The organism is Arthrobacter rhamnosi (assembly GCF_054510975.1).
The window spans coordinates 250,183-273,402 of record NZ_JBTNDN010000002.1; the positions used below are offsets into that span (position 1 = coordinate 250,183).

At 68.4% G+C, this 23,220-nt stretch carries 26 protein-coding genes; 14 read left to right on the forward strand and 12 right to left on the reverse strand.

The annotated features are described in order from the left end of the window. Positions 1-265: 265 nt before the first annotated feature. Both ACX80J_RS05480 and ACX80J_RS05485 read right to left on the reverse strand, forming a co-directional pair. On the reverse strand, positions 266-1,030 hold the full coding sequence (locus ACX80J_RS05480) for a metallophosphoesterase family protein (protein WP_459347120.1): 765 nt from the start codon (positions 1,028-1,030) through the stop codon (positions 266-268). A gap of 10 nt (positions 1,031-1,040) precedes the next feature. Further along, positions 1,041-1,202, reverse strand: a complete 162-nt coding sequence (locus tag ACX80J_RS05485) for a hypothetical protein (RefSeq protein WP_459347121.1) — start codon at positions 1,200-1,202, stop codon at positions 1,041-1,043. Between ACX80J_RS05485 and ACX80J_RS05490 the strand changes: the two genes are divergently transcribed. Both ACX80J_RS05490 and ACX80J_RS05495 read left to right on the forward strand, forming a co-directional pair. Then, positions 1,201-1,302, forward strand: a complete 102-nt coding sequence (locus tag ACX80J_RS05490; protein WP_459347122.1) for a DUF6766 family protein — start codon at positions 1,201-1,203, stop codon at positions 1,300-1,302. The genes ACX80J_RS05485 and ACX80J_RS05490 overlap by 2 nt on opposite strands. Before the next feature lie 49 nt (positions 1,303-1,351). Continuing rightward, positions 1,352-2,161 (forward strand): putative protein N(5)-glutamine methyltransferase, encoded by an 810-nt coding sequence (locus tag ACX80J_RS05495; protein WP_459347123.1) that lies wholly within the window; start codon positions 1,352-1,354, stop codon positions 2,159-2,161. Positions 2,162-2,212: 51 nt separating this feature from the next. On the opposite strand, the gene ACX80J_RS05500 is transcribed toward ACX80J_RS05495, so the two are convergent. From ACX80J_RS05500 to ACX80J_RS05525, 6 genes are all read right to left on the reverse strand, one after another. Beyond that, the gene (locus tag ACX80J_RS05500; protein ID WP_459344063.1) at positions 2,213-2,620 is read right to left on the reverse strand and encodes a hypothetical protein; all 408 of its coding nucleotides are present in this window, start codon (positions 2,618-2,620) and stop codon (positions 2,213-2,215) included. A 224-nt stretch (positions 2,621-2,844) separates the two neighbouring features. Continuing rightward, a complete protein-coding gene (locus tag ACX80J_RS05505; RefSeq protein WP_459344064.1) occupies positions 2,845-3,525 on the reverse strand; it encodes a hypothetical protein in 681 nt (226 codons plus the stop codon). A 411-nt stretch (positions 3,526-3,936) separates the two neighbouring features. Further along, on the reverse strand, positions 3,937-4,344 hold the full coding sequence (locus tag ACX80J_RS05510; RefSeq protein ID WP_459344065.1) for a universal stress protein: 408 nt from the start codon (positions 4,342-4,344) through the stop codon (positions 3,937-3,939). After that, the gene (locus tag ACX80J_RS05515) at positions 4,341-5,867 is read right to left on the reverse strand and encodes a tripartite tricarboxylate transporter permease (RefSeq protein ID WP_459344066.1); all 1,527 of its coding nucleotides are present in this window, start codon (positions 5,865-5,867) and stop codon (positions 4,341-4,343) included. Before ACX80J_RS05515 ends, ACX80J_RS05510 begins: the two co-directional genes overlap by 4 nt. Before the next feature lie 9 nt (positions 5,868-5,876). Beyond that, a complete protein-coding gene (locus ACX80J_RS05520) occupies positions 5,877-6,470 on the reverse strand; it encodes a tripartite tricarboxylate transporter TctB family protein (protein WP_459344067.1) in 594 nt (197 codons plus the stop codon). After that, positions 6,467-7,483 carry a Bug family tripartite tricarboxylate transporter substrate binding protein gene (locus ACX80J_RS05525; RefSeq protein WP_459347124.1) on the reverse strand — a complete coding sequence of 339 codons (1,017 nt, stop codon included), beginning with the start codon at positions 7,481-7,483 and terminating at the stop codon, positions 6,467-6,469. Before ACX80J_RS05525 ends, ACX80J_RS05520 begins: the two co-directional genes overlap by 4 nt. A gap of 135 nt (positions 7,484-7,618) precedes the next feature. Here ACX80J_RS05525 and ACX80J_RS05530 point away from each other — a divergent pair, with 135 nt between their 5' ends. From ACX80J_RS05530 to ACX80J_RS05550, 5 genes are all read left to right on the forward strand, one after another. Continuing rightward, entirely contained in the window at positions 7,619-8,503 is an 885-nt protein-coding gene (locus ACX80J_RS05530) for a LysR family transcriptional regulator (protein WP_459347125.1), read from the forward strand. Positions 8,504-8,639: 136 nt separating this feature from the next. After that, positions 8,640-9,554 carry a 5-dehydro-4-deoxyglucarate dehydratase gene (kdgD, locus tag ACX80J_RS05535; RefSeq protein ID WP_459347126.1) on the forward strand — a complete coding sequence of 305 codons (915 nt, stop codon included), beginning with the start codon at positions 8,640-8,642 and terminating at the stop codon, positions 9,552-9,554. Positions 9,555-9,564: 10 nt separating this feature from the next. Beyond that, on the forward strand, positions 9,565-11,175 hold the full coding sequence (locus tag ACX80J_RS05540) for an aldehyde dehydrogenase (NADP(+)) (protein WP_459347127.1): 1,611 nt from the start codon (positions 9,565-9,567) through the stop codon (positions 11,173-11,175). A 59-nt stretch (positions 11,176-11,234) separates the two neighbouring features. Then, positions 11,235-12,503, forward strand: a complete 1,269-nt coding sequence (locus ACX80J_RS05545; RefSeq protein WP_459347443.1) for an enolase C-terminal domain-like protein — start codon at positions 11,235-11,237, stop codon at positions 12,501-12,503. Between the two features lie 38 nt (positions 12,504-12,541). Continuing rightward, entirely contained in the window at positions 12,542-13,723 is a 1,182-nt protein-coding gene (locus ACX80J_RS05550; RefSeq protein WP_459347128.1) for an L-talarate/galactarate dehydratase, read from the forward strand. Between the two features lie 47 nt (positions 13,724-13,770). Here the strand turns inward: ACX80J_RS05550 and ACX80J_RS05555 are convergent, their stop codons facing one another. Beyond that, on the reverse strand, positions 13,771-14,658 hold the full coding sequence (locus tag ACX80J_RS05555) for a DUF4031 domain-containing protein (protein WP_459347129.1): 888 nt from the start codon (positions 14,656-14,658) through the stop codon (positions 13,771-13,773). A 17-nt stretch (positions 14,659-14,675) separates the two neighbouring features. After that, the gene (locus tag ACX80J_RS05560) at positions 14,676-15,233 is read right to left on the reverse strand and encodes a dihydrofolate reductase family protein (protein WP_459347130.1); all 558 of its coding nucleotides are present in this window, start codon (positions 15,231-15,233) and stop codon (positions 14,676-14,678) included. A gap of 130 nt (positions 15,234-15,363) precedes the next feature. Here ACX80J_RS05560 and ACX80J_RS05565 point away from each other — a divergent pair, with 130 nt between their 5' ends. Together ACX80J_RS05565 and ACX80J_RS05570 are read left to right on the forward strand one after the other, a co-directional pair. Beyond that, on the forward strand, positions 15,364-16,395 hold the full coding sequence (locus tag ACX80J_RS05565; RefSeq protein ID WP_459347131.1) for a sigma-70 family RNA polymerase sigma factor: 1,032 nt from the start codon (positions 15,364-15,366) through the stop codon (positions 16,393-16,395). 188 nt (positions 16,396-16,583) lie between these two features. Then, positions 16,584-16,916, forward strand: coding sequence for a histone-like nucleoid-structuring protein Lsr2 (locus ACX80J_RS05570; protein WP_087071895.1), 333 nt, complete (start codon positions 16,584-16,586; stop codon positions 16,914-16,916). Positions 16,917-17,057: 141 nt separating this feature from the next. Here ACX80J_RS05570 and ACX80J_RS05575 read toward each other — a convergent pair whose 3' ends face one another. Next, positions 17,058-17,492 carry a hypothetical protein gene (locus tag ACX80J_RS05575; RefSeq protein WP_459347132.1) on the reverse strand — a complete coding sequence of 145 codons (435 nt, stop codon included), beginning with the start codon at positions 17,490-17,492 and terminating at the stop codon, positions 17,058-17,060. A gap of 198 nt (positions 17,493-17,690) precedes the next feature. Between ACX80J_RS05575 and ACX80J_RS05580 the strand changes: the two genes are divergently transcribed. The 3 genes from ACX80J_RS05580 to ACX80J_RS05590 all read left to right on the forward strand — a co-directional run bounded on the left by ACX80J_RS05580 (position 17,691) and on the right by ACX80J_RS05590 (position 20,550). Then, positions 17,691-18,785, forward strand: a complete 1,095-nt coding sequence (locus tag ACX80J_RS05580; protein ID WP_459344077.1) for a WD40/YVTN/BNR-like repeat-containing protein — start codon at positions 17,691-17,693, stop codon at positions 18,783-18,785. Between the two features lie 17 nt (positions 18,786-18,802). Continuing rightward, complete coding sequence (locus ACX80J_RS05585) at positions 18,803-19,090, forward strand: MoaD/ThiS family protein (RefSeq protein ID WP_459344078.1); 288 nt, start codon at positions 18,803-18,805, stop codon at positions 19,088-19,090. 173 nt (positions 19,091-19,263) lie between these two features. After that, the gene (locus ACX80J_RS05590; RefSeq protein ID WP_459344079.1) at positions 19,264-20,550 is read left to right on the forward strand and encodes an ammonium transporter; all 1,287 of its coding nucleotides are present in this window, start codon (positions 19,264-19,266) and stop codon (positions 20,548-20,550) included. 272 nt (positions 20,551-20,822) lie between these two features. Here the strand turns inward: ACX80J_RS05590 and ACX80J_RS05595 are convergent, their stop codons facing one another. Further along, positions 20,823-21,197 carry a GNAT family N-acetyltransferase gene (locus ACX80J_RS05595; RefSeq protein ID WP_459347133.1) on the reverse strand — a complete coding sequence of 125 codons (375 nt, stop codon included), beginning with the start codon at positions 21,195-21,197 and terminating at the stop codon, positions 20,823-20,825. A 185-nt stretch (positions 21,198-21,382) separates the two neighbouring features. Here ACX80J_RS05595 and ACX80J_RS05600 point away from each other — a divergent pair, with 185 nt between their 5' ends. After that, the gene (locus ACX80J_RS05600; protein ID WP_459347134.1) at positions 21,383-21,874 is read left to right on the forward strand and encodes a winged helix-turn-helix transcriptional regulator; all 492 of its coding nucleotides are present in this window, start codon (positions 21,383-21,385) and stop codon (positions 21,872-21,874) included. Next, complete coding sequence (locus ACX80J_RS05605; RefSeq protein WP_459347135.1) at positions 21,871-23,205, forward strand: MFS transporter; 1,335 nt, start codon at positions 21,871-21,873, stop codon at positions 23,203-23,205. Before ACX80J_RS05600 ends, ACX80J_RS05605 begins: the two co-directional genes overlap by 4 nt. The last annotated feature ends 15 nt before the right edge of the window (positions 23,206-23,220 follow it).

Here is a 23,220-nt window from a genome sequence, read left to right on the forward strand (position 1 = left end):
TGCTAAACGGTCAAGGAAATATTACCGAATTCCGCAGGCTCCCCGGTGATCGTTGCCGACGTCCCCACCCCGGACGGTCGACTGTCAGCCGAGGCGATCTCGAGGCAGCTCAGCACGGGGCGTGAGGAGCACGGCGCACACTGGAGGCACGCAGCAGATGGCCCGGGCCCGTCCGCGGACCGACGTTGAATACATCGAGGTGCTTGCACGGACATGGGGCCGTCGGTCAGGGGTGAAGCAGCCGGCTTCCGACCGACAGTCCGCCTCACGGCTCCAGACGCAGCCCGAGCGCGGCATGCTGTCCGCGGTAGACGGCGGTGCGGAGTTCGATCGCGTAGGGTTCGAGGGCCGGCATCCCGAGCGCCGCGGCGACAGCGATCTCCGCCTCGATGTCGTAGGGCACGCGCACGAACTGGATGCCGAAAGGCGCCGACCGGCCGCCCTCCGGCTCCCCCTCGAGAATCACATAGGACGCCTGCGGCTCGTCCAGCGGGTTGCCGACGCTCCCGACGTTGACGAGCGTACGGCCGCCGTAGGTCGAGACGAACGCGTCGTGGATGTCGCCGTAGCAGACCGTGTCCGGCCGGGGCCCGTTCCCGGTCAGTTCCGTCATCGCGAACATCCCCTCGAAGTCGTCGTCGGTGTGCCGCGCGTGCACGCGGTGGTAGACGCTCTTCGCCGATGCATGGAACATCCGGATGCGCCGCCCGCTCAGCACGATGTCATGGGAGAGCGGGAGTGACTGCAGCCAGCGGCGGTCCTCGGGCGTCAACTCGTTGTGCCACCACCAGCCGGCGTCGTCGCGCCACTCGGGTGCCTCACCGGGCAGGAAATCGTCCCAGTTGCCGCGCACCGTGACGACGCAGTGCAGGCGGCTCAGGCGCACGCACTCGGAACCTCGGGGCCCCTTGCCCGCGACGTCGCCGAGGTTGTAGACGGTGCTGATGCCACGGTGCCGGAGATCCTCCAGCACGGCCGTGAAGGCTGTGACGTTCCCGTGGAGATCGGAGATCACCGCAACGCGTTCCATGCTGCTCAGGCTATCCGCAGCCCGCCTGCCGCCGCACCCGCCGTCCTGGAGGAGGGAGGAGCAACTGTCCCACGGCGAGCCCGGCGTGACGCTCGCCGGCTTCCTGCTGACGGGCGACGGGCACGTCGCGGTTCTGGTTCGAGTCCTTCCAGAACTGGCAGAGCGAATTCATGGTCATCGCCCTGATGATCGGGGCGTCCGTGTACCTGCGTGAACGCGGGAGTGTGGAGTCCAAGCCGGTGGCCATGGCCCACAGCGACACGGATACCTGATCGCCGCTATCCTCGTGGTGCCACGCCGCCTCCGCCGAAGGGCCGTTCGATGCCGCACCACCAGCAGGGCCCTCCTGCCGCCCTCCGCCTCACGGAGGCGGAGCTGGCGGTACGGCTCCGTGCCGCGGGCTGCGTGTTCGCCGAGGACGAGGCCCGCCTGCTCGCCGCGAGCGGCGCCACGGATGAGGCCCTGGCTGCGATGCTCGAGAGCCGCGTCGACGGGTTTCCGCTCGAACACATCCTGGGCTGGGTGGATTTCCGCGGGCTGAGGCTCGAGGTGGGGCCAGGAGTGTTCGTACCGCGCCAGAGGTCGGCATTCCTCGTCGCCTGCGCCGCGGACCTGACGACGGCGGGCTCGACCGTGCTGGACCTCTGCTGCGGCTGCGGAGCGCTCGGAGTGGCGCTCGCGGACGTCGTGCAGGACCTGCGGCTGCACGCCTCGGACATCTCCGGGGCCGCCGTCGCCCTGGCGCGGCACAACGTCGCCGGCCTCCACGCGGAGCTCTACGAGGGCGATCTGTTCGACCCGTTACCCGTGTCCCTCAAGGGGACGGTGGACACGCTGCTCTGCAACACGCCGTACGTACCCTCCGCGCGCGTGCAGACCCTTCCGGCCGAGGCGAGGGTGCACGAGCCCCTGATCAGCCTCGACGGCGGGGAGGACGGACTGGAGGTGCAGCGCAGGGTGGTACGCGAGGCACCCGACTGGCTGGTCCCGGGTGGGCACATCCTGTTCGAGGTGGGAGAGGACCAGGAGCAGGAGTGCCTCCGGCTCCTCCGGGAGGGGGGCTTCCAGGCATGGTCCCGGACCCTCGAGGACGAGGGTGCGACGGTGGTGATCGGGCGTCGTCCGGCATGATCCGGGCACGCCCGAGAAACCGGCAGCGGCTCCGGACGGGACAAGCCCGCGTCACCGCTCCCGGCGCACCGCCCGACGGGCGGGCAGCTGCGGTTGTTGGACCCGGCACGCTGCGGTCCCGGACGGACCGTCCGGCCTCGTGACGGCCGCGGGACGGCCATGGCCTGCTGCGGTGCAGGTGCTGAAGGTGGAAACGCTCCCCGACCCGCCAGCCGCGGCGCCGCTGTACGGGGCGCGGCAGCAGGCGCGGGGGCCCACCCTGGCGCGGTCGTCGAGGAGTTCGTTCACGGCCTGCGCCACGCAGTCCCGGTCGGCGTCGGGGAGGGTCATCATCCCGTGGAGGTAGGCATCGACCTCGAACTGTCCGATGGACCCTCCCATGTTCAGGAAGTGGTCCCAGACGAGCATCAGGGGCAGGTCCGCGTGCCTCATCGCGGTATAGGTGAGCAAGCCTTGCATTGGCGGATTCCTTTGGGCGGCCCGGACGGGGGCAGGAAGCCGCTCGGTAGCCGCCACCCGGCGGGCAGCGCGGCAAGGTATCCCCGGCGGCCGGCTTCCTGACTGCCCGGGGAAGCACCGGCGCGTGCCGGGAACCCTTGTTCTCTTCATTCTGGCAGCAGCACTGCACCCTCTGCAGGACTTTTCTCCGACTGGACGAGCCGGCAATCAGCGGGTATTCCCGTTCATGCCAGCGGACGCAGAGCGGACAGTACGACGACGACGCCGACGCCGTAGTCCGCGTCCCAACGCTCCTGGAGGGAGCCGTCGTCGTACACCACCGTGACCGTGAGGTACCCGTCACCCGGCACTGCGCTGAGCGGCAGATCGTCCCCGACCCCGGAGAAGATCTCCTGCTGGATGCGTTCGAGCTCCTGCCGGCTCGCCGGGCCCCGCCTCCCCTCGTGAAGGCGGGGATCCTCGAAAGGCAGGGCGTCGTAGAGGGACAGCGGGACCGGCGCACCGGTCCTCGTGAAGATCGTGCCGTCCCACGTGCCCGTCACCGCGTAGGCGCCCCAGGTGACGCCGGATGCCGTCTCGGACTGCCCGGCGAGTGCCCAGTCCCAGTTGCCGATCGGAGGTCCGCTGCACTGCGGCGGATAGGACTCCATCACACCACCCAGGCAGAACCGGGGCAGGGCGTCTCCGACCTGCAGCACGGTACCCTGTCCGATCAGTTCGCCCTCGGCGGCCCGGGCCGCGGGTGCCGAGGCGGAGGCCGGCTCGGCGGACGCAGGCTCGGCCTGCGGGGCGACGCCGGGCTCGGGAACGGGGACGGGCTCGGCACCGGGGTATCCCGGTGTCGCGCAGGCAGCGAGGACGACCGCCGCAAGGGCGGCCATGCCCCGTCCGGCCGGCCATGTCATGCTCCCATGATCGACCCCTGGCGGCAGCAGGGAGCGCCGCTGCCGGAATCGGCGCCCAACCGTGACCGGGAGCACCGGGGATGGCGGCCGTTCCGGTCCAGGGGACGCCGGCTTCCGTCCTCGATGCAGGCACAGGTCCGCTCAGCCGGTGATCTCGAGGCTCCTTCGACGTACTATCTCCCGCACAACGGCGTCGGGCAGCGGGTGCCGCCGAGAACCGGATGGTCCCCCTCGACAGGGAGAAACCACCGAGCGACGGCGCGACGGCGTCGATCACGTCATCGACCGAGCCCATGCGCCGATGCTAGACCCCTGCTGGATCCGGGAAAAGAACCGGGGCCATCCTGCCGCGCTATCGGTTTTCAGGATGGCCCCGGAGTTCATGGTGCCGGTTGGTGCCGGCAGGTACCGTCAGCGTGCGGAATCACTCGTCGCCTTGACGGCGAGGACGGGTCGGTCGACCTGGAGCAGGATCCGCTGGGCATGGCTGCCCATGATGAATTTCCCGACCTGGCTCCGCTTCCGCAGCCCGATGACGATGAGGGAGGCGTCGATCTCTTCGGCGAGTCCGATGAACTCGTCGGTGAGGTCATCCGTGTGCCCGGGCTGCCGGACGACCGCCTCCACGCCGGCGGCCCTGGCCCGTCGGACCAGTTCGGCGACCTGGTCCTCCGGTACGAGGACGGGATCCACGGGGGCTCCCTTGCGGGGCGAGTTGAGGATGACGGCGTTGGTGTCCCTGAGCTGCGCCTCCTTCAGGCCGGCTTCGAGGGCGGCCTCTCCCTCGGGAGTGGGGACATAGCCGATGAGGATGCTCATACCGATTCCTTGTGCTTGGTGGGGATGGTCGTGGCCTTGGCCGCCCGGTTCTTCCGAGCCTTCTGGAGGACCGGAAGGAGGATGACGACGAGAAAGACGAGGAGGAGGACGGCGGTGATGGGCCGGCCGGCGAACTGGGTCGCGTCGCCACCGAAGAGGAGGAGCGACCGACGGAGGCTCTCCTCGAGCAGTGCCCCGAGGACGAACGCCAGGACGAGCGGTCCGGGTTCGAATCCGAACTTCTTCATCAGGTACCCGACCACGCCGAAGAAGATGACCAGCCAGATGTCGAAGATGCTGTTGTTGATCGTGTACACGCCGATGAGGGTGATGAGCACGGTGACCGGGGCGAGGATCGCGGGGCGGACCCGGAGGATCCGCACGAAGATACCGACGAGGGGGATGCTCATGATCAGCAGCAGGATGTTGCCGATGTACATCGAGTTGACGACGCCCCAGAAGAGTTCCGGGTCGTTCTGCACGAGTTGTGGGCCCGGCGTGACGCCCTGGATGAGCAGGGCACCGAAGATGATGGCCATGGTCGCGTTCGCCGGGATACCCAGCGTGAGCAGGGGGATGAAGGACGACGTCGCTGCCGCGTTGTTCGCGGTCTCGGGTCCGGCGACGCCTTCGATGGCGCCCTTTCCGAAGCGTGACGGGTCCTTGGCCCGCTTCTTCTCCATCGCGTAGGCCGCCAGGGATGAGAGGGTGGCGCCGCCGCCGGGGAGGATGCCCAGGAAGAATCCGAGCACGGACCCGCGGCCGATGGCCCCGGATGCCTGCTTCAGGTCCTTGCGGGAGGGCCAGACATTCGCCACCTTCGCGGGGGCGGAGACCGTGTTGTGGCGTTCCTCGAGGTTGTAGAGAATCTCGCCGAGCCCGAAGATGCCCATGGCGATCGGCACGAAGTCGAGCCCGTCGGCGAGTTCCAGGCTTCCGAGCGTGAATCGCGCCTCGCCGGTGAAGCCGTCGCGGCCCACGGTGGCGAGCAGGAGGCCGATGGCGGCTGCGATGAGCGATTTGAGCCGGCCACCGTTGCTGACGGTGGCGACCAGGAGGATACCGAGCAGGGCCAGGGCCGTGTACTCCGGCGGGCCGAAGTCCAGGGCGAAGCCGGCGACGAGGGGAGCCAGGAACGTCAGTCCGACGATGGCCACGGTGCCGCCGACGAAAGATCCGATGGCGGCTACCCCGAGTGCGGTCCCTGCCCGGCCCTGCTTGGTCAGCGCGTAGCCGTCGAAGACGGTGACCACGGAGGATGCTTCGCCGGGGAGCCGGAGCAGGACGGAGGTGATGGTGCCGCCGTACTGGGCGCCGTAGAAGATGCCGGAGAGCATGATGATCGCAGTGACGGGTTCGATGCCGTAGGTCAACGGCAACAGGATCGCGATGGTCGCCGCCGGGCCGAGGCCGGGCAGGACGCCAATCAGCATGCCGATGACGACGCCGAGCAGGCAGTACAGGAGGTTCGTCGGCTCGAGGACGACGCCGAAACCGTTCAGTACCGGTTCAAAAAATTCCATGGGGGTTCCCTAGAACAGATGCGGGATGGGCACGTTGAGTGCGGAGACGAAGAGCAGGTAGAACGCGACGGTGATGCCCACGCTCAGCACGGCTGTCATCCGCCAGGTCTCCCGGCCCAGGAAGCGCAGCCAGACCACGTTCAGGAGCAGTGCCGGGATCTCGAAGCCGATGCGTCCGATCAGGAGGGTGAAGACGACGAGGCTGACGAGGCCGGCCGCAACCTGGAGGCTGGAGCGGGAGAACTTCTCCGCGTCCAGGACGTTCCGTCCGAACAGGGCGAGGGCTATGCCGAGGACCATCAGCAGGACGCTGATCAGAAAGGGCCACAGGCCCGGTTCCGGGTCGGCAGGGGACCCCAGCCCCATTTTCAGTGAGCCGAGGGTGCCGGCGGCCCCGATGGCGGTGACGACGATCGCGGAGGCGATGTTCGCCCCTGGTCCGGCGGCGGGGGGTTTCTCCTGCTCCCACTGCGCGGCGAGGTCCTCCGGCGTCAGGTCGTCGACGAGATGGTGCCCGTGGTCGGGAGCCTGGTGTTCGGGCTCCGGGTGGAGGGCGTGCGAACCGCCGGTTGCCCGGCGGTCCGCGTCAGGCGACGATGTCACTTCTCGCCGCCGAGGTCGATCTCGTACTTCTCCACGAGCTCCTTGTACTTGGCAGCGTTGGCCGTCCACTCCTCGGTGACCTGCTCACCATCGATCTCGTGCGGAGTAAAGAGGTTCTCCTCGTTGAACTCCTTGTACTCCTCGCTCTCGAACGCGGCCGAAACGGCTTCGCGGAGCTTCTCCAGCGCCGGCTCCGGGGTGCCCTTGGGCGCCGCGATGGCACGGTACTGCGACACGGGGACGTCGTACCCTGCCTCGAGGGCGGTGGGCACGTCCGGAAGGTACTGGTTGCGCTCCTCGGAGAACGTCACGATCGGCCTCAGGGTGCCGGCGTCGATCTGCGGCATCGCCTCGCCCAGCTGGATGGTGGCGAAGTCGACCTGGTTCCCGAGGATCGCCGTCATGGCCGGAGAACCGCCGTCGAAGGGAACATCGGTTCCGTCGACACCTGCCTGCTTGAAGAGCAGCGCCTGCGCCAGCTGACTACCCGTGCCGACGCCCGTGGTGGCGAAGTTGAACGACTTGCCCGCTGCCACGATGTCCTCGACGGTCTTGTACTCGGACTCGGCATTGGCCACCAGCACGTAGTCGTCCTGTGAAATACCGCTGATGATTTCGAGGTCATCGAGGCTCACCGCTTCGTCCTCGCTCACGGCCAGGGGCGTGATGGCGATCAGGGACGCGTTGAGCAGGATCAGGGTCTGCCCGTCCGGCTTCGCGTTGGCGACTTCCTGCGTGGCCAGTGCGCCATTCGCACCGGGCTTGTTGACCACGGGAATCGGAACGCCGAGGGGGTCCGAGGCGTTCTCGGCGATGGCCCGACCGATCAGGTCGGTGCTGCCTCCGGGATCCTGTCCGATGGTCAGTGTCACCGGACCGGAGGGGAAGTCGCTTCCGTCGTCGCTTCCGCCGGAAGTGGCGACATTGCCACCGCAGGCGGAGAGGGTCAGTGCCAGGACAGCTGCTACACCCATGGTCGACGCTGAGCGACGGGCGAACTTCGTGGAAAACATGAGAATCTCCTTTGATGGAGGTCTAGGAGTGACCGTCTGTGATGACGCTCACCCTGAGCCTGTACAGAAAGCTTAGAAATGCTCGTCATGCATGTCTAAGCCCAATAAAGTATGAGCTGATACCCTCTGTGCATCATGTACTCCCTCGATCAGTTACGCGGATTCGTCGCGGTGGCCGAAGAACTGCACTTCGGCAGGGCCGCCGAACGCCTGCGCATGACCCAGCCCCCGCTGAGCCGGCAGATCCAGAAGCTGGAAAAGGCGATCGCAGTCCAGCTGTTCGAGCGGGACAGTCGTGGCGTCACCCTCACGGCCGCCGGCACCGCGTTCCTCGGGGAGGCGCAGCGGCTCCTGGCGCTTGCCGAGAGCGCCCCGGACCTGGCCCGGCGCATCTCGAGGGGATCGGCGGGATCCATCCGGCTCGGTTTCACGGCGGCGTCGACCTTCGGCATCCTGGGCGCCCTGCTCAACGAGATCTCCAGCGAGCTGCCCGAAGTCGACCTCGAGCTGCGGGAGATGGTCACGCGTGAGCAGATCGACGCCCTCCGGGACGGGGACATCGACCTGGGGCTCGCCCGTCCCCCCTTCGACGAGGACGTCTTCGGATCCCGGTTGCTGTACCGCGAGCCCCTCGTCGCAGCGGTGCCGCACGGCCACCGCCTCGCCTACGTCGGGCGCCCCCTGACGATCGAGGACCTGAGGGGCGAAGCGCTCATCATGCACTCCCCCACCCAGGCGAAGTATTTCTACGACCTCATCGTCCGCCTGGCCCCGGCCGGCCAGCTGCACTACGTCCATACGGTGGCCCAGATCCTCACGATGGTGTCGCTGGTGGCAGCCCACCGCGGCATCGCCCTGGTGCCCCACTCGACCACGGTCCTCGGCATCGACGGCGTGCAGTACTGCGACCTCGACGGCTTCGGATCGGATCCCGTCGAGCTCTTCGCCATCTGGCTCAAGGAATCCAAGAACCCCGCCCTGCACCGCGTCCTCGACGCCATCACCGAGCGCCACGACTAGGACGGGCGATACCGGGAAGGTATCGATCCATTCTAAAACAGTCTTAGACACGTATCGCCGCGGTTCATACGCTGGGTTCTATCGAACCTCTCTGGCGCTCCCGACGGTCGCGCCACCTCTACCGAAGGGTCTCCCCGTGGCTCACCTGAATCCCTCCGAGCTGGCGCAACGCATCAAGTCGGGCCTCCTCTCCTTCCCCGTCACGCACTTCGACGAGGAGTTGCAGTTCGACGAGGGCCGGTACCGCGACCACCTGGCATGGCAGTCCGACTTCGACGTCGCTGGCCTGTTCGCCGCCGGCGGTACGGGCGAGGGCTTCTCACTCACGACGGCCGAGATGGACCGGGTCGTCCGCGTCGCCGTGGACGAGATCGGCGGCAAGGTGCCCGTCATCGCGTCGGCCACCGGTGGAACGTTCTCCGCCATCGAGCACGTCCGCGCCGCCGAGGACGCGGGAGCCGACGGGATCCTCCTCATGCCCCCCTACCTGACCGAGGCGGACCAGGAAGGCCTGATCGAGCACGTGAGCGCTGTCTGCGCGGCAACCTCGCTGGGAGTCATCGTCTACAGCCGTGCCAACGCCGTGCTCAACGACCATTCGGTCGCCGTCCTGGCCGACCGGAACCCGAACCTGATCGGGTTCAAGGACGGCATCGGCAACATCGAGCAGATGACCCGCATCTACGCCCGGGTGGGCGAGCGCCTCACCTACATCGGTGGCCTGCCCACCGCGGAGACCTTCGCGCTGCCCCTGCTGCAGCTCGGCGTCAGCACCTACTCGTCCGCGATGTTCAACTTCGTCCCCGAGTTCGCCCTCGGTTTCTACCGCGACGTCATCGCCCAGGACAGCACGGCGGTCTACGAGAAGCTCAACGACTTCGTCATCCCCTACCTGGACATCCGCGACCGGGTGAAGGGATACGGCGTGAGCATCATCAAGGGTGGACTCGATGCGGTGGGCCGCAACGGCGGCCTCGTGCGTCCGCCCCTGCAGAACCTGACCGAAGCCGACCAGTTCGAACTGTCCACCCTGATCAAGAAGATCAGCTAGGAGTCCCGACATGACCACCACGTTCAGCCCCACCGTCACCGGGCAGTCGCTCATCGCCGGGCGCGCGGTCCGGGGATCCGCCGGCGTCACGCACGCCGTCAACCCGGCCACCAATGAGAAGCTCGAACCGGCCGTCACCCTGATCGACGGGGACCAGCTCGCCGAGGCGACCGCCGCAGCGGCTGCCGCCTTCGACACCTATCGCGCGACGACACCTGCCGAACGTGCCGCTTTCCTGGAGCGCATCGCCGACAACATCGACGCCCTCGGCGCCGAGCTCACCGAGCGGGCCGTCCTCGAGACCGGTCTGCCCGCTGCGCGCATCGACGGCGAACGAGCCCGAACAGTTGGCCAGATGCGCCTCTTCGCAGGCGTCGTCCGCCAGGGTGATCACGTGCAGGCCCGGATCGACCCCGCCCTCCCCGAACGTGCTCCCCTACCCCGACTGGACATCCGCCAGCGCCACATCGGACTCGGTCCCGTCGCGGTCTTCGGCGCGAGCAACTTCCCCCTCGCGTTCTCCACGGGGGGAGGAGATACGGCGTCGGCCCTCGCCGCCGGTTGCCCCGTCATCGTCAAGGCCCACAACGCGCACCCCGGCACCGCGGAACTCGTCGGCCACGCCATCACGCGGGCCGTCGAGGAATCCGGACTGCCCGCTGGAGTGTTCTCGCTCGTCTTCGGTGCCGGCTCCTCCATCGGCCAGGCCCTCGTCGCCGACCCGCACATCAAGGCCGTCGGCTTCACGGGCTCCCGCAGCGGCGGCACCGCCATCATGGCGACCGCCGCAGCCCGGCCCGAACCGATCCCCGTCTATGCGGAGATGTCCTCGATCAACCCGGTCTTCGTCTTCCCCGGAGCCATCAGCGACGACGTCGACACCCTCGCCTCCGGCCTCGTCGGCTCGCTCACCATGGGCGCCGGTCAGTTCTGCACCAACCCCGGCCTGGTCTTCGTTCCGGTCGGCACCCAGGGAGACCGGTTCGTCGCGGTGGCGTCCGAGGCACTCCGGCAAACCCAGGGCTCCACCATGCTCACCCGTGGCATCGCCGAGGCATGCGCGGCAGGAGTGTCGAAGTTGCGCAACGAATCCGACGTCGACGTCGTCGCGGAAGGCCGGCCCGGCCCCACGGAGAACGCCCCCGGCGCGGTCCTGTTCAGCACCACCACGGACACCTTTCGGGACAACATCAGACTTCAGGAGGAAGTCTTCGGTGCCGCCGGGATCTTCGTCCGCTACGGCAGCGAGGACGAGCTCCTCGCCTCCGCTGAGGCACTCGAGGGCCAGCTCACCGCGACGATCCACGCGACCCCGTCCGACACCACCGCGATCGCACCCCTGCTGCCGGTCCTGGAGCGCAGGGTCGGGCGGATCCTGTTCAACAGCTGGCCGACGGGCGTCGAAGTGGGCCACGCCATGGTCCACGGCGGCCCCTACCCCGCCACCTCGGACTCCCGCTCCACCTCGGTCGGATCGCTGGCCATCCTGCGGTTCCAGCGCCCGGTCAGCTACCAGAACATCCCCGACGAGCTGCTCCCGGCGCCGCTGCAGGACGCCAACCCCTGGAAGCTCAACCGCCGCGTCGACGGCACCGTCGTCAGTGCGGAGGAGAACCAGTGACCTCCTCCACACCGACCATCGCCTCCGTCGACGTCGTCCCTGTCGCCGGACACGACAGCATGCTCCTGAACCTCAGTGGCGCCCACGGGCCCTACTTCACCCGCAACATCGCCATCATCACCGACTCGACCGGCAATACCGGCCTGGGTGAGGTCCCCGGAGGCGAAGCCATCCGCTCGACGATCCAGGAAGCCGGTGACCTGCTGGTCGGCCGGCCCATCGCGCTCTACCGCCAGCTGCTGCGCCAGGTGTCCGAGCGCTTCGCCGACCGCGACGCCGGCGGCCGGGGCTCCCAGACGTTCGACCTCCGCACGACGATCCACGCGGTGACCGCCATCGAATCGGCGCTCCTGGACCTGATGGGCCAGCACCTCGAGGTCCCCGTCGCGGAACTCCTGGGCGAAGGGCAGCAGCGCGACCGGGTCCAGATGCTCGGCTACCTCTTCTACGTCGGCGACCGCACCAGCACGGACCTGCCCTACCTCAGCGGCGATGACACCTCGGACGCCTGGGGACGCCTCCGCCGGGACGAGGCCATGACCCCCGAAGCCATCGTCGCCCTCGCGGAAGCCGCCCAGGAGAGGTACGGGTTCCAGGACTTCAAGCTCAAGGGCGGGGTGCTCCCGGGAGCGGAGGAGGTAGAGGCCGTCAAGGCGCTGGCCGCCCGCTTCCCGGAAGCCCGGATCACGCTCGACCCCAACGGCGGCTGGCTCCTCAAGGACGCCATCGAGCTCTGCTCGGAACTGCACGGCGTCCTCGCCTATGCGGAGGACCCCTGCGGGGCGGAAGGAGGATTCTCGGGCAGGGAGACCATGGCCGAGTTCAAGCGAGCCACGGGGCTCCCTACCGCCACCAACATGGTCGCCACCGACTGGCGCCAGATGGCACACGCCATCCGCTCCAACGCGGTGGACATCCCCCTCGCCGACCCGCACTTCTGGACCATGCAGGGCTCTGTCCGCGTGGCGCAGCTCTGCAACGACTTCGGCCTGACCTGGGGGTCCCACTCCAACAACCACTTCGACATCTCCCTTGCCATGTTCACGCATGTCGGGGCGGCTGCTCCGGGGAACATCACGGCACTGGACACGCACTGGATCTGGCAGGACGGGCAGCCCCTCACCAAGAAGCCCCTCGCCATCGAGGGTGGGTTCATCACGGTCCCCCAGCGGCCGGGCCTCGGCATCGACCTGGACCGCGATGCGCTCCAGGCGGCACACGAGCTGTACCTGGAACACGGGCTCGGTTCCCGCGACGACGCTGCCGCCATGCAGTACCTCGTGCCGGACTGGACCTTCGACCCGAAGAGGCCCTGCCTCGTCCGATGACCGATCTGACCTCCCGACCCCAGACGAAGGATGCTCACATGAATTCCGGTACTACTCTGACCAGTCCTGCAGCCATCCCGGCCGGCACCGACGCGGCAACCGATCGGATCCGCCACGTCAAGCTGTCGACCCTGACACTTCCGCTGGACACACCCATCAGTGATGCGAAGGTCCTGACCGGCAGGCAACGGCCCATGACCGAGATCGTCTTCCTCTTCGCGGAGATCACCACGGAGGACGGCCACTCCGGGATCGGGTTCAGCTACTCGAAGCGCGCAGGCGGACCGGCCCAGTACGCGCACGCACGGGAGATCGCCGACAACCTGCTGGGCGAGGACCCCAACGACATCGGCCGCGTGTACCAGAAACTGCTGTGGGCCGGCGCGTCGGTGGGACGCAGTGGAGTCGCAACCCAGGCCATCGCAGCGCTGGATATAGCCCTCTACGACCTGAAAGCCAAGCGGGCGGGCCTTCCCCTGGCGAAGTTGCTGGGCTCGTACCGCGACTCCGTGCAGACGTACAACACGTCGGGTGGATTCCTCCAGGCGTCCATCGAGGAAGTGAAGGCCCGCGCCACCCAGTCGCTCGCCGACGGGATCGGAGGCATCAAGATCAAGGTGGGCCACCCCGATTCCCGCGTCGACCTGGCGCGGGTCGCTGCTGTCCGGGAACACCTGGGCGCTGACGTCCCCTTCATGGTGGACGCCAACCAGCAATGGGACCGGCCCACAGCCATGCGGATGGGCCGCACGCTGGAACAGTTCAACCTCGTATGGATCGAGGAGCCCCTCGACGCCTACGACGCCGAAGGGCATGCCCAGCTCGCGCAGGCTCTGGACACCTCCATCGCAACGGGTGAGATGCTGTCCAGCGTCAGCGAACACATCGATCTCATCACCCATCGGTCCGTCGACATCATCCAGCCCGACGCACCGCGGATCGGGGGCATCACGCCCTTCCTCCGTCTGGCCGCACTGGCCGACCAGGCGGGACTGCAGCTCGCTCCCCACTTCGCCATGGAGATCCACCTGCACCTGGCGGCCGCCTATCCGAGGGAACCGTGGGTCGAGCACTTCGAGTGGCTCAACCCCCTGTTCAACGAACGCCTCGAAACGCGTCAGGGGCGGATGGTCGTCCCGAACCGGCCCGGACTGGGCTTCACCCTGAGCGACCAGGCCAACGCCTGGGTGACGGACTCCGTGGAGTTCGGCCGGAAATGACCGCCCCGGGTCCGTCGATCCGGCGGACCCGGAGCCATACCTCCTCGTCAGGGCCGGGCGAACGAGGCGAGTTCCTGCGCCAGATTGCTGCCGGCCCGCTCTGCCCACAACGCCCGTGCGCGCTCGGTGCGGTAGAGCGGGTCGAGCGCGATCAGCCGCCGCAGGACACTCACCCGGCCAGCGGTGAATGCTTCATCCGGAATATGCGAATATTCCGCGCGTACCGCTGCGGCGTAGCGCGCGTAGTCCTCGGGTGATCCGCCGAGAACCGAGAGGTCGGCGTCGCACAGGAGCTGCCCCGCCCTGTCCCCGGACCGAGGATCGTGGCCCACCGTGAGGAGCACGAGGCGCTCGACCTCCCCTACCACGGCGTTGTCCACGCGGCCCGTCAACCGCTCGACGGCGAGCGCCGCGGAGGCCTGTTCGTCCTTCCCGGCCGCGCCCTCGTAGACGGCGTCGTGGAACCAGGCGGAGAGGAGGACGGCCATCCGCTGCGGCTCGTCCGCGGGTTCGAGGAGCTGGTCCAGGGCCTCCAGGACGGCGAGCAGGTGCACCGGGGTGTGGTACTTCCGGTGGGGTTCGCCCCACCGATCCAGCAGCTCTCCGCCCAGGCCGGGATCCTCGGGCAGGATAGACGCCCACCGCGACAGAAGGGCAGCGCGGAGTTTCGGCCCCCGCCGTCGGGCAGGGACCCGGAGGCCGCTGGCGATCAGGGCCCGCACAAGCTCGGTCCCGCTGACCTCGAGGGCGCCCTGCTCCACCAGCTCCCGGTAGCGCCGGGCCGGCACGTCGTAATGGTCCTCGTCGAAGGCCCGGTGCGGGATCCCCGCAGCCGCCGCGAAGGCGTGGAGTTCCTCGAGTGACGACGTCGACACCAGGTGGGAGAACACGGTTCCGTGTGCGGGCCAGGACGGCGGATCGATGAGGACGGCCATGACCAGCAGTCTAGGGTTCAGCCATCTTCGCTGCGGAGTCCGTAGGACGCCAGGACGTTGCCCTTGCTCGTGGTGGTCGTCTCCTGCAGTTCCAGCCGTGTCACCGGGTCCGTGGGCGCGAAGAGGTGGCGTCCCGAACCCGCGACCACCGGGTGGATCATCAGGAGGAGTGAGTCCAGCAGCCCTGCGAACAGGAGCTGGCGCACCAGCGAGATGCTGGCACAGATCGCGATGTCCCCGCCCTCGGTCTGCTTCAGCGCCCGGACGAACTCCTCCAGGGGCGCGTCCATGAGGGACGCGTTGGTCCAGCCCAGCTCCCCGCTGAGCGTGCGCGAGGCCACGAACTTCCGTACCGGGTTGATGAAGCTGCCGAAGGGGTCGGCGGACTCGGCGGAGGGCCAGTAGCCGGCCCACTCCTCGTACCCGTGGCGGCCCAGCAGGACGGTATCCACCCGGCTGATCATCGCCCCCATTCCCGCGCCGAGTTCCGCGTCGAAGCTGTCGAACTGCCAGAGGTGCGGTGATTCGACCACTCCGTCGACGGAGGAGAAGAGGCCTGCTGTGAGTTTGCGCATGGGTGCTCCCGGTATCGGTTGGCGGCTTTCCACACAATAGACGGAGCGGGGTCGGTCCGATCATCGGCGGAGGAGGAAATTTTCGGGCCACCTCCTCCCACCCCGGGACCGCCGTCGCTACGCTCGATGCATGCAGCCCGAGATCGCCACTCCGCCCCGGAGATCCCTGCCCGGAACGGAAGCGGAGACGGAGCCCTTCGAACGACTCCTGGAAGCCTCCCGACGTGAGTTGACCGGGTACTGCTACCGGATGCTCGGTGCAGCGTCCGAGGCCGAGGATGCCGTGCAGGAGACCATGATCAAGGCCTGGTCGCGGCGCGAGACGTTCGCCGGCGAATCCTCCCTGCGGACCTGGCTCTTCCGGATCGCGCACAACGTCTGCGTGGACATGCTCCGCAGCCCGCAGCGCCGCGCCCGCCCCATGGACCTCGGTCCGTCCACCCGCACCGCGGATGCCGTGCTCGGTGCGCCCCTCACCGAAGGCGTGTTCGTGCAGCCGATCCCCGACGAGCGCGTCATCGACCCCTCGGGAGATCCGGCGGCGATCGCCGAGGCCCGCGATACCATCCGCCTGGCCTTCATCGCCGCCCTGCAGTACCTGCCCCCACTCCAGCGCAGCGCGCTGATCCTGTGTGAGGTGCTGCGCTGGTCGGCGGCGGAGGTCGCCGCCCTGCTCGAGGTCACCACGGCCTCGATCAACAGCGCACTCCAGCGTGCGCGCAGAACGATGGCCCACCAGGAGCCCGCCGCGCCCATGCCCCTCGAGGACCCGGCGCACAAGGACCTGCTCGCCAAGTACCTGCGTGCTTTCGAGTCCTACGACATGGACGTGCTCGTCTCGCTCCTGCGGGACGACGTCGTCCTCTCCATGCCGCCCTTCGACCTCTGGCTCCGTGGTCCGGCCGATCTGCGTGCCTGGTTCCTCGGCGAGGGCAGCGTCTGCGAGGGTGGGCGGCTCATCCCCCTGACCATCAACGGAGCGGGTGGTTTCGCCAATTACCACCTCGTCGAACCCGGCCTGTGGGAACCGTTCGCGATCCAGGTCATCGAGACGGATGGCGAGCAGATCGTGGGCCACCACAACTTCCTGTACCCGGAGATGTTCGAGGCATTCGGCCTGCCGCTGGTCATCGATGAACGCGGGACGGTCACCAAGGACTAGCTCCATCGCCCGCACGATGGCTGCAGGTGCCGACAGCAGGTCACACGACGGAGGATTTCCGCGCCGAGCGGCGTCGATAAAGCCCTGGCCGTCCCCATTCCCGAAAATCCCGATACTTTCCGGGGATTGCAGGATAAGGTCGGGAACCGGGGGCTGATGAATTCATTCGCACGACACAGGAGAATGTGATGGCACAGCGCGTACAGGTGCAATTGGTCGACGACCTCAGTGGCGAAGAGGCACAGGAAACAGTGCGGTTCGCACTCGACGGCACGAATTACGAGATCGACCTCACCCAGGACAATGCAAATTCCCTGCGTTCCGCCCTCTCCGCCTACGTGGACAAGGGCCGCAAGGCGGGGGCCGGCCGGCAGTCGGCAGCGAGCCCGAAAGCCTCCTCCCGGTCGAAGCGCGAGGACACGCAGCAGATCCGCCAGTGGGCCCAGGAGAACGGCTTCAATCCGAGTTCGCGCGGCCGCATCACGCAGTCGATCATCGACGCCTACAACGAGAGCCGCTAACCGCGCGCCGGCTCCTCCGAGCCAATTGGGCGGACGTTTCGGACGATATGTCCGGTAATGGTTCTGTCGGGGAAGAAGGCGGGAACCAGGAATGGTCCCGCCTCCTTCCGTTCCGGACCGGAGAAGGACGGAACCCTACCGCTAATCCCCACCCCCGGCCTCGCGTGCCCATGCCTCGGCCTTGGCGGGACATTCGAAATAGCGGGATTCCGAGAGGGACTGTTCCACGAAGGCGGCGATTACCTGGTCCACGGGACCCGTGCCGACAAAGCTTACCCGTGAGGTGAGGTCGCACTCCAGGATCGCGGTGCGGGCGTTCGCAGTGATCCCGACCATGCCCTGCAGATGGATCACGAGGGGCAGCAGGTAGCCGTCGGACAGCTCGCGGATACTCTCGTACGACTCGAGGATGTCGGCGACAGTGAGCAGCGAGCCGGGCGCCCACCAGAGCACGAGCAGGCCGGAGCGGACTTCGATGCAATGCTTGCCGGCGCAATGCCGGCGGGTGCCGGGAGTGTGGCCGGGACCGGGACAGGGCCGCGCGGGCGCGGCGTTCCCGAGGACGATCTGATGCAACGGTGCCTCCAGGTGAACGGGTGATCCGCTCCCCAGCGATCGAATACGCCAACTCTGGCAGGCTCCGCTGGTGATTTCATGCATGCGGACAGAAGCGGGTAGCGGCACCTGTACAAAACGGGTGGTGCGTGGCATCGTCCCAAGTGATCTGCATCATCGGGCCGGGGTGGAAACCGGAACACGCCAACGGGGGCAGCCATGTCAGCAGCAGGAACAACCCTTCTCGCCATCGGTACGAAGAAGGGCCTGTGGCTCGCTTCGAGTACCGACCGGGAGACCTGGACGGTGTCGGAGCCCAAGTTCCTCATGGAGGAGATTCCCAGCGTCGGCATCGACACCCGGGGCGGCAGGACCCGCCTCTTCGCCGGGCGTATGTCCTGGCACTTCGGCCCCTGCATCGCGCATTCGGACGACCTCGGGGAGACCTGGGCGGAACCCCAGGAGGGCGGTATCCGCTTCGGAGCGGACGACGGCGCTGCGCTCGAGCGGGTCTGGCAGATCCAGCCCGATGCGGAGAGCCGGCCCGGAGTGGTCTGGGCGGGATGCCAGCCGATCTCCGTCTGGAAGTCCACGGACCACGGTGAGACGTTCGAACTGAACCGCGGCCTCTGGGACCACCCGCACCGCAGTGAGTGGGGCGCCGGTTTCGGCGGCGCAGCCGCACACACGGTCCTACCGAGTCCCGCGGATGACACCGTCCACGTCGCCATGAGCACGGGCGGCGTCTACCGGTCCGACGACGGCGGGGGTACCTGGCAGCCCCGTAACCACGGCATCAGTGCCTACTTCCTGCCGGACCCTGCACCGGAGTTCGGCCAGTGCGTGCACAAGGTGGCCCGCGACGCCGTCGACCCCGACCGCCTGTTCGCGCAGAACCACCACGGCGTGTACACGAGCCACGACCGCGGCGACTCCTGGCAGTCCATCGCGGAGGGCCTGCCGGCCGACTTCGGCTTCGTGATGCTCACCCACCCCCACCGCAGCAGCACCGCCTGGGTCATCCCGCTGAAGGCCGACGGTGAGCGGATCCCACCCGACGGGCACCTCATGGTGCACAGGACGGACGACGCCGGTGCGACCTGGCAGGCCAGTGACGCCGGACTGCCGCGCGCTGAGTACAACGCCGTGCTGCGTGACGCGGCCTGCGTCGACACGGCAGAGGTCCCGGGCGTCTACTTCGGGACGCGCGGGGGGACCGTCTACGCGAGCGCCGACGAGGGCCGCACCTTCCGGGAAGTGGCGAGCCACCTGCCGGACGTGCTCTCGGTGCGTGCCGCCGTCGTTCCCGCCTGACCAGGAGCCTGTCCACCATGGCCTCCGTGACCGTCCTGATCCCCACGCTCCTCCGCCCGTACGTCGACGGACGCAGCGAGATCAGCATGAGCGTGCCCGACGACGGCGACGTGTCATCGCTACTGGACGACCTCGGCGCGGGGCGCCCCCTGCTCGACCAGCGCATCCGCGAGGAGACCGGTGCGCTGAGGCGCTACGTGAACATCTACATCGACGGCGAGGACGTGCGCCGGCTGGACGGGCTGGGAACCCCGGTTCCACCAGGTGCGACCGTGATGATCATCCAGTCGGTCGCGGGAGGCTAGGGCCGGGACGAGGCGTAACACAAAGTTAACCGCGCCCGCGGCGGACCGAAACGTGCCGCTGTCTACCATTGCTCAGCGCGGTGTGCCATCCCGGTTCCGCACCCACCCCCAGTGCGACCCCGGGCTCTGTCCCCTCGGGCACACGAAAGCGCTGTCACGGAAATGGACTTCCCATGGATTCTGGAAACGTCGCTTGGATTCTCGCCAGCGCCGCGCTCGTCTGTCTGATGATCCCGGCACTGGCCCTGTTCTACGGAGGAATGGTGGGCTCCCGCCGCATCCTCAACATGATGATGATGTGCTTCGGCGGGGCGAGCCTCGTCGCCGTGCTGTGGGCGCTCTTCGGGTACTCGATGGCCTTCGGCAACTCGGTAGGCGGCTTCGGACTGATCGGTGACGTCGCCGAGTACGCCGGCCTGGGCCAGCTGCTGGCCGAGGACCCGGATGCATCCATCCCGCCCATCCTGTTCGCCGCCTTCCAGCTCTTTTTCGCCTGCGTCACCACGGCGCTGGTTGCCGGCGCTGCAGCGGGCCGCATGAAGTTCGGCGCGTGGATGATCTTCGCCGGTGTCTGGGCGACCCTGGTCTACTTCCCGATCGCTCACTGGGTGTTCGCCTTCAGTTCGGAGGACGGCTCGGTGGTCGGCGGCTGGATCGCGAACAACCTCGGCGCCATCGACTTCGCCGGTGGTCTCGCAGTGCACATGAATGCCGGTATCGCAGCGCTCGCCCTGTCGCTCGTGCTCGGGCGCAGCCACGGCTGGCCGAAGGTGGACCACGCCAAGCCGCACAGCCGGCCCCTCGTCCTCGTGGGAGCCGGGCTCCTGTGGGTCGGCTGGTTCGGTTTCAACGCAGGCTCCGCCCTCTCCGCGGGACAGGCCGCCTCGGTGGTCTTCCTCAATACCGCCGTCGCCGCCGCTGCAGGCCTTCTCGCGTGGGCCCTCGTGGAACGGATCCGCAACGGGGCCGCCACCAGCATGGGAGCCGCCTCGGGCCTGATCTCCGCGCTCGTCGCCATCACCCCGGCCTGTGGAGCCGTCAGCCCCATGGGAGCCCTGGCCATCGGCGCCATCGCCGGAGCCGTCTGCTCACTCGCGATCGAGCTGAAGTTCCGGCTGGGCTTCGACGACTCGCTCGACGTCGTCGGCGTACACCTCATCGGCGGCATCCTGGGGACCCTGCTCATCGGGTTCTTCGCCACCGAGGATGCCCCCAACGGCGTCGCCGGGCTGTTCTACGGCGGCGGTGCCGGCCTGCTGGGCATCCAGACCGTCGCGACCGTGGCCGTCCTGGTCTACTCCTTCGTCGTCACCTGGGTGATCGCACAGGTCATCCAGCGCACCGTCGGGCTCCGCATCGAGCAGGAGGACGAGCTGCGCGGCATCGACATCGCCGCCCACTCCGAGTTCGCCTACCTGACCGACGAGGATCCCGTGGACCTCGGCGCACCGCGCAAGTAGTTCCCGCAGGACGTATCCGGGTCGTCGAACGGCCCGGACACGTCAGCGGAGAGACGGCGAGCAGGAACAACCTGAAGCAGTGCGTCCCGCACGGGGCGCACTGCTTCCTTGTGGTGGGGCTGTTGCTTATTCCCCTGGCGTTATATACAGTGCGCCCGGCTTCGCCCGGCAATCGCGGTCCAGCCCGAAGTTCGCACTCCGGGGGGCCGCCCGAACTCCGGACTCCGGGGGGGGCGGGCACGGCGGCCCGGCGGGTCGGCCGGCTCAGCGCCTCAGAGCCGCAGGGCGTTGAGCTGCGCGAGGGCTTCGTCCGGGCCGACGGCCGTGATGCCGTGCACGCGCGCCCAGGACGTGAGTTCCTCGGTGATGATCTGGGACACCCCGGACCAGCGGGCGTAGGGCAGGACGTAGATGGAATCGATGTCGGCGTGCGTGGGGCCGAGGAGCCGCAGGCCGCCGCAACCGACCGGCTGCCCCGTGGCGAGTTCGTAGGCGATGAGGAAGACCGCGATGTCGTCTCCGTCGTCGGCCCGCACGGGAAGGGCGCTCGGCCCCCGTCCCCGCTCGTTCTCGGCACGCAGCGCTTCCCGCAGCCCTGTGGCTACGGGATTGGCCCAGGGGACCTGTCGAACCCTCAGCGTCTGCATTGCCGCCTCCTGGAGAAGTGTTGTGCTCCCTACCCTACGGAGCGGCGGTTTCGGCCGCATTTCCGTCCGTGAAACTCCATGTGCACGTTGTCTCACCTGCCACCCGGGGGCCGCCGGGGCTTCTGGTGGGACAGCCCCGTGTCCACCTCTGGCTTTCCCGAAGAAAGTAGCGTACGGTCGCCCGCATGCCCCTGAGATCCGATTGGTCCGACAGCCAGTGCCCCCTTGCTCGGGGACTCGAGGTCCTGGGCGATCCGTGGAGCCTGCTCGTCCTGCGCGAGGTCTTCTTCGGCCACGCCCGGTTCGAGGACATCAAGGCCTCCACCGGCATCGCGGACAGCGTCCTCAGCAAGCGGCTCTCCGCCCTCACCGCGCACGGCCTGCTGGCCCGGAGGCCGTACCACGACGAATCCGGCAGGACACGCCACGAGTATGTGCTGACGCCGAAGGGCGACGGTACGCTGCCGGTCCTCAATGCCATGATCCACTTCGCCGAGGAGCATCTCGGTGCACCCTCGGACTCGGCGCACATGCAGATCATCCACTCACCCTGCGGACGCAGGACCACCAGCGCGGACAGGTGCGACGCCTGCCGCGAGGAACTCACCGCCGACACGACGACGTGGGTGAGCTTCGCCCGCGCGGGCGGACCGGTCCAGCTCGCGGGTTCGCAATGAGCCGCGCCACCCGGGAGCGGCGGGGCCGGAGGATCCATCCGGCGTGGATCGTGGCCGCCGTCGCCTTCCTGACCCTCGTCGGAGCAGCGGGCTTCCGTGCCGCTCCGTCCGTGCTGATGGTCCCCCTCGAGCAGGAGTTCGGGTGGTCCCGCGGCATCCTGTCCCTGGCCGTCAGCATCAACCTCGTCCTCTTCGGGCTCACTGCGCCCTTCGCCGCCGCCCTCATGGAGAGGTTCGGCGTCCGCAGGGTCACCTCCTTCGCCCTCCTGGTCATCGGCGCCGGGAGCGCCCTGACCGTCTTCGTCCGGGAACCCTGGCAGATCCTCCTCACGTGGGGCATCCTGATCGGCATCGGGACCGGAAGCATCGCCCTCGTCTTCGCGGCGACCATCGCCTCCACCTGGTTCGTCCGCCGTCGCGGCCTCGTGGTCGGGATCCTGACCGCGGGCAGTGCGGCAGGGCAGCTCGTGTTCCTCCCGGTGATGGCCGTACTGGTCGAGGCGGCGAACTGGCGGACGGCATCGCTGGTCATCGCGGCGGGCGCACTCGTGGTGATACCCCTCGTGCTCCTTTGGGTACACGACTCCCCTGCGGACATCGGCGTCCGCCCCTACGGCGCGCCTCCGGGCGCCGACGGGGCGGAGGAACCCGCCGCACCGCGAGCGGCCGGCTCGACCAATGCCGCGGTGCGGGCACTGCGGGCGCTCCGCGCGGCGTCCCACCACCGCACGTTCTGGGCGCTGGCCCTCGGTTTCGCCATCTGCGGGGCGACGACGAACGGCCTCATCGGCACCCACTTCATCCCGTCCGCCCACGACCACGGCATGCCGACGACGACGGCCGCGGGGCTCCTCGCCGTCGTCGGGATCTTCGACATCGTGGGGACCATCGCCTCCGGCTGGCTGACCGACCGCTACAACCCCAAGGTGCTCCTCGCTGCCTACTACCTCTTCCGCGGCGTGAGCCTCTTCGTGCTGCCCGCGCTGCTGGCCGCGACGGTCCGGCCGCCGATGGTGATCTTCATCGTCATCTACGGGCTGGACTGGGTGGCGACGGTACCTCCGACGGTCGCCCTCTGCCGGAGTGCGTTCGGCGCCGACGGGCCCCTCGTGTTCGGCTGGGTGTTCGCCGCGCACCAGCTCGGTGCGGCGGCCGCAGCCGTGGGAGCGGGACTCATCCGGGACACGACGGGCGAGTACACGATCGCCTGGTTCGGGGCGGCCGTCCTGTGCGTCGTGGCGGTGCTGCTCACCGTCCTGGTCCGTCGGGACACGGAGGCCGCGCCACGGCGGGACGCGGTCACCAGGGCCCTCGTGCCGGCCGACGACTGACACCAACGGCACACC

Coding starts and splice junctions, on each gene's coding strand:
- ACX80J_RS05590 (WP_459344079.1), top strand. CDS start 19,264: ATGGATTCTGGAAACGTCGCTTGGATTCTCGCCAGCGCCGCGCTCGTC.
- ACX80J_RS05580 (WP_459344077.1), top strand. CDS start 17,691: ATGTCAGCAGCAGGAACAACCCTTCTCGCCATCGGTACGAAGAAGGGC.
- ACX80J_RS05550 (WP_459347128.1), top strand. CDS start 12,542: ATGAATTCCGGTACTACTCTGACCAGTCCTGCAGCCATCCCGGCCGGC.
- ACX80J_RS05605 (WP_459347135.1), top strand. CDS start 21,871: ATGAGCCGCGCCACCCGGGAGCGGCGGGGCCGGAGGATCCATCCGGCG.
- ACX80J_RS05500 (WP_459344063.1), bottom strand. CDS start 2,620: ATGCAAGGCTTGCTCACCTATACCGCGATGAGGCACGCGGACCTGCCC.
- ACX80J_RS05570 (WP_087071895.1), top strand. CDS start 16,584: ATGGCACAGCGCGTACAGGTGCAATTGGTCGACGACCTCAGTGGCGAA.
- ACX80J_RS05565 (WP_459347131.1), top strand. CDS start 15,364: ATGCAGCCCGAGATCGCCACTCCGCCCCGGAGATCCCTGCCCGGAACG.
- ACX80J_RS05595 (WP_459347133.1), bottom strand. CDS start 21,197: ATGCAGACGCTGAGGGTTCGACAGGTCCCCTGGGCCAATCCCGTAGCC.
- ACX80J_RS05540 (WP_459347127.1), top strand. CDS start 9,565: ATGACCACCACGTTCAGCCCCACCGTCACCGGGCAGTCGCTCATCGCC.
- ACX80J_RS05545 (WP_459347443.1), top strand. CDS start 11,235: ATGCTCCTGAACCTCAGTGGCGCCCACGGGCCCTACTTCACCCGCAAC.
- ACX80J_RS05490 (WP_459347122.1), top strand. CDS start 1,201: ATGGTCATCGCCCTGATGATCGGGGCGTCCGTGTACCTGCGTGAACGC.
- ACX80J_RS05560 (WP_459347130.1), bottom strand. CDS start 15,233: ATGCGCAAACTCACAGCAGGCCTCTTCTCCTCCGTCGACGGAGTGGTC.
- ACX80J_RS05555 (WP_459347129.1), bottom strand. CDS start 14,658: ATGGCCGTCCTCATCGATCCGCCGTCCTGGCCCGCACACGGAACCGTG.
- ACX80J_RS05515 (WP_459344066.1), bottom strand. CDS start 5,867: ATGGAATTTTTTGAACCGGTACTGAACGGTTTCGGCGTCGTCCTCGAG.
- ACX80J_RS05585 (WP_459344078.1), top strand. CDS start 18,803: ATGGCCTCCGTGACCGTCCTGATCCCCACGCTCCTCCGCCCGTACGTC.
- ACX80J_RS05495 (WP_459347123.1), top strand. CDS start 1,352: ATGCCGCACCACCAGCAGGGCCCTCCTGCCGCCCTCCGCCTCACGGAG.
- ACX80J_RS05480 (WP_459347120.1), bottom strand. CDS start 1,030: ATGGAACGCGTTGCGGTGATCTCCGATCTCCACGGGAACGTCACAGCC.
- ACX80J_RS05505 (WP_459344064.1), bottom strand. CDS start 3,525: ATGACATGGCCGGCCGGACGGGGCATGGCCGCCCTTGCGGCGGTCGTC.
- ACX80J_RS05485 (WP_459347121.1), bottom strand. CDS start 1,202: ATGAATTCGCTCTGCCAGTTCTGGAAGGACTCGAACCAGAACCGCGAC.
- ACX80J_RS05510 (WP_459344065.1), bottom strand. CDS start 4,344: ATGAGCATCCTCATCGGCTATGTCCCCACTCCCGAGGGAGAGGCCGCC.
- ACX80J_RS05525 (WP_459347124.1), bottom strand. CDS start 7,483: ATGTTTTCCACGAAGTTCGCCCGTCGCTCAGCGTCGACCATGGGTGTA.
- ACX80J_RS05600 (WP_459347134.1), top strand. CDS start 21,383: ATGCCCCTGAGATCCGATTGGTCCGACAGCCAGTGCCCCCTTGCTCGG.
- ACX80J_RS05530 (WP_459347125.1), top strand. CDS start 7,619: ATGTACTCCCTCGATCAGTTACGCGGATTCGTCGCGGTGGCCGAAGAA.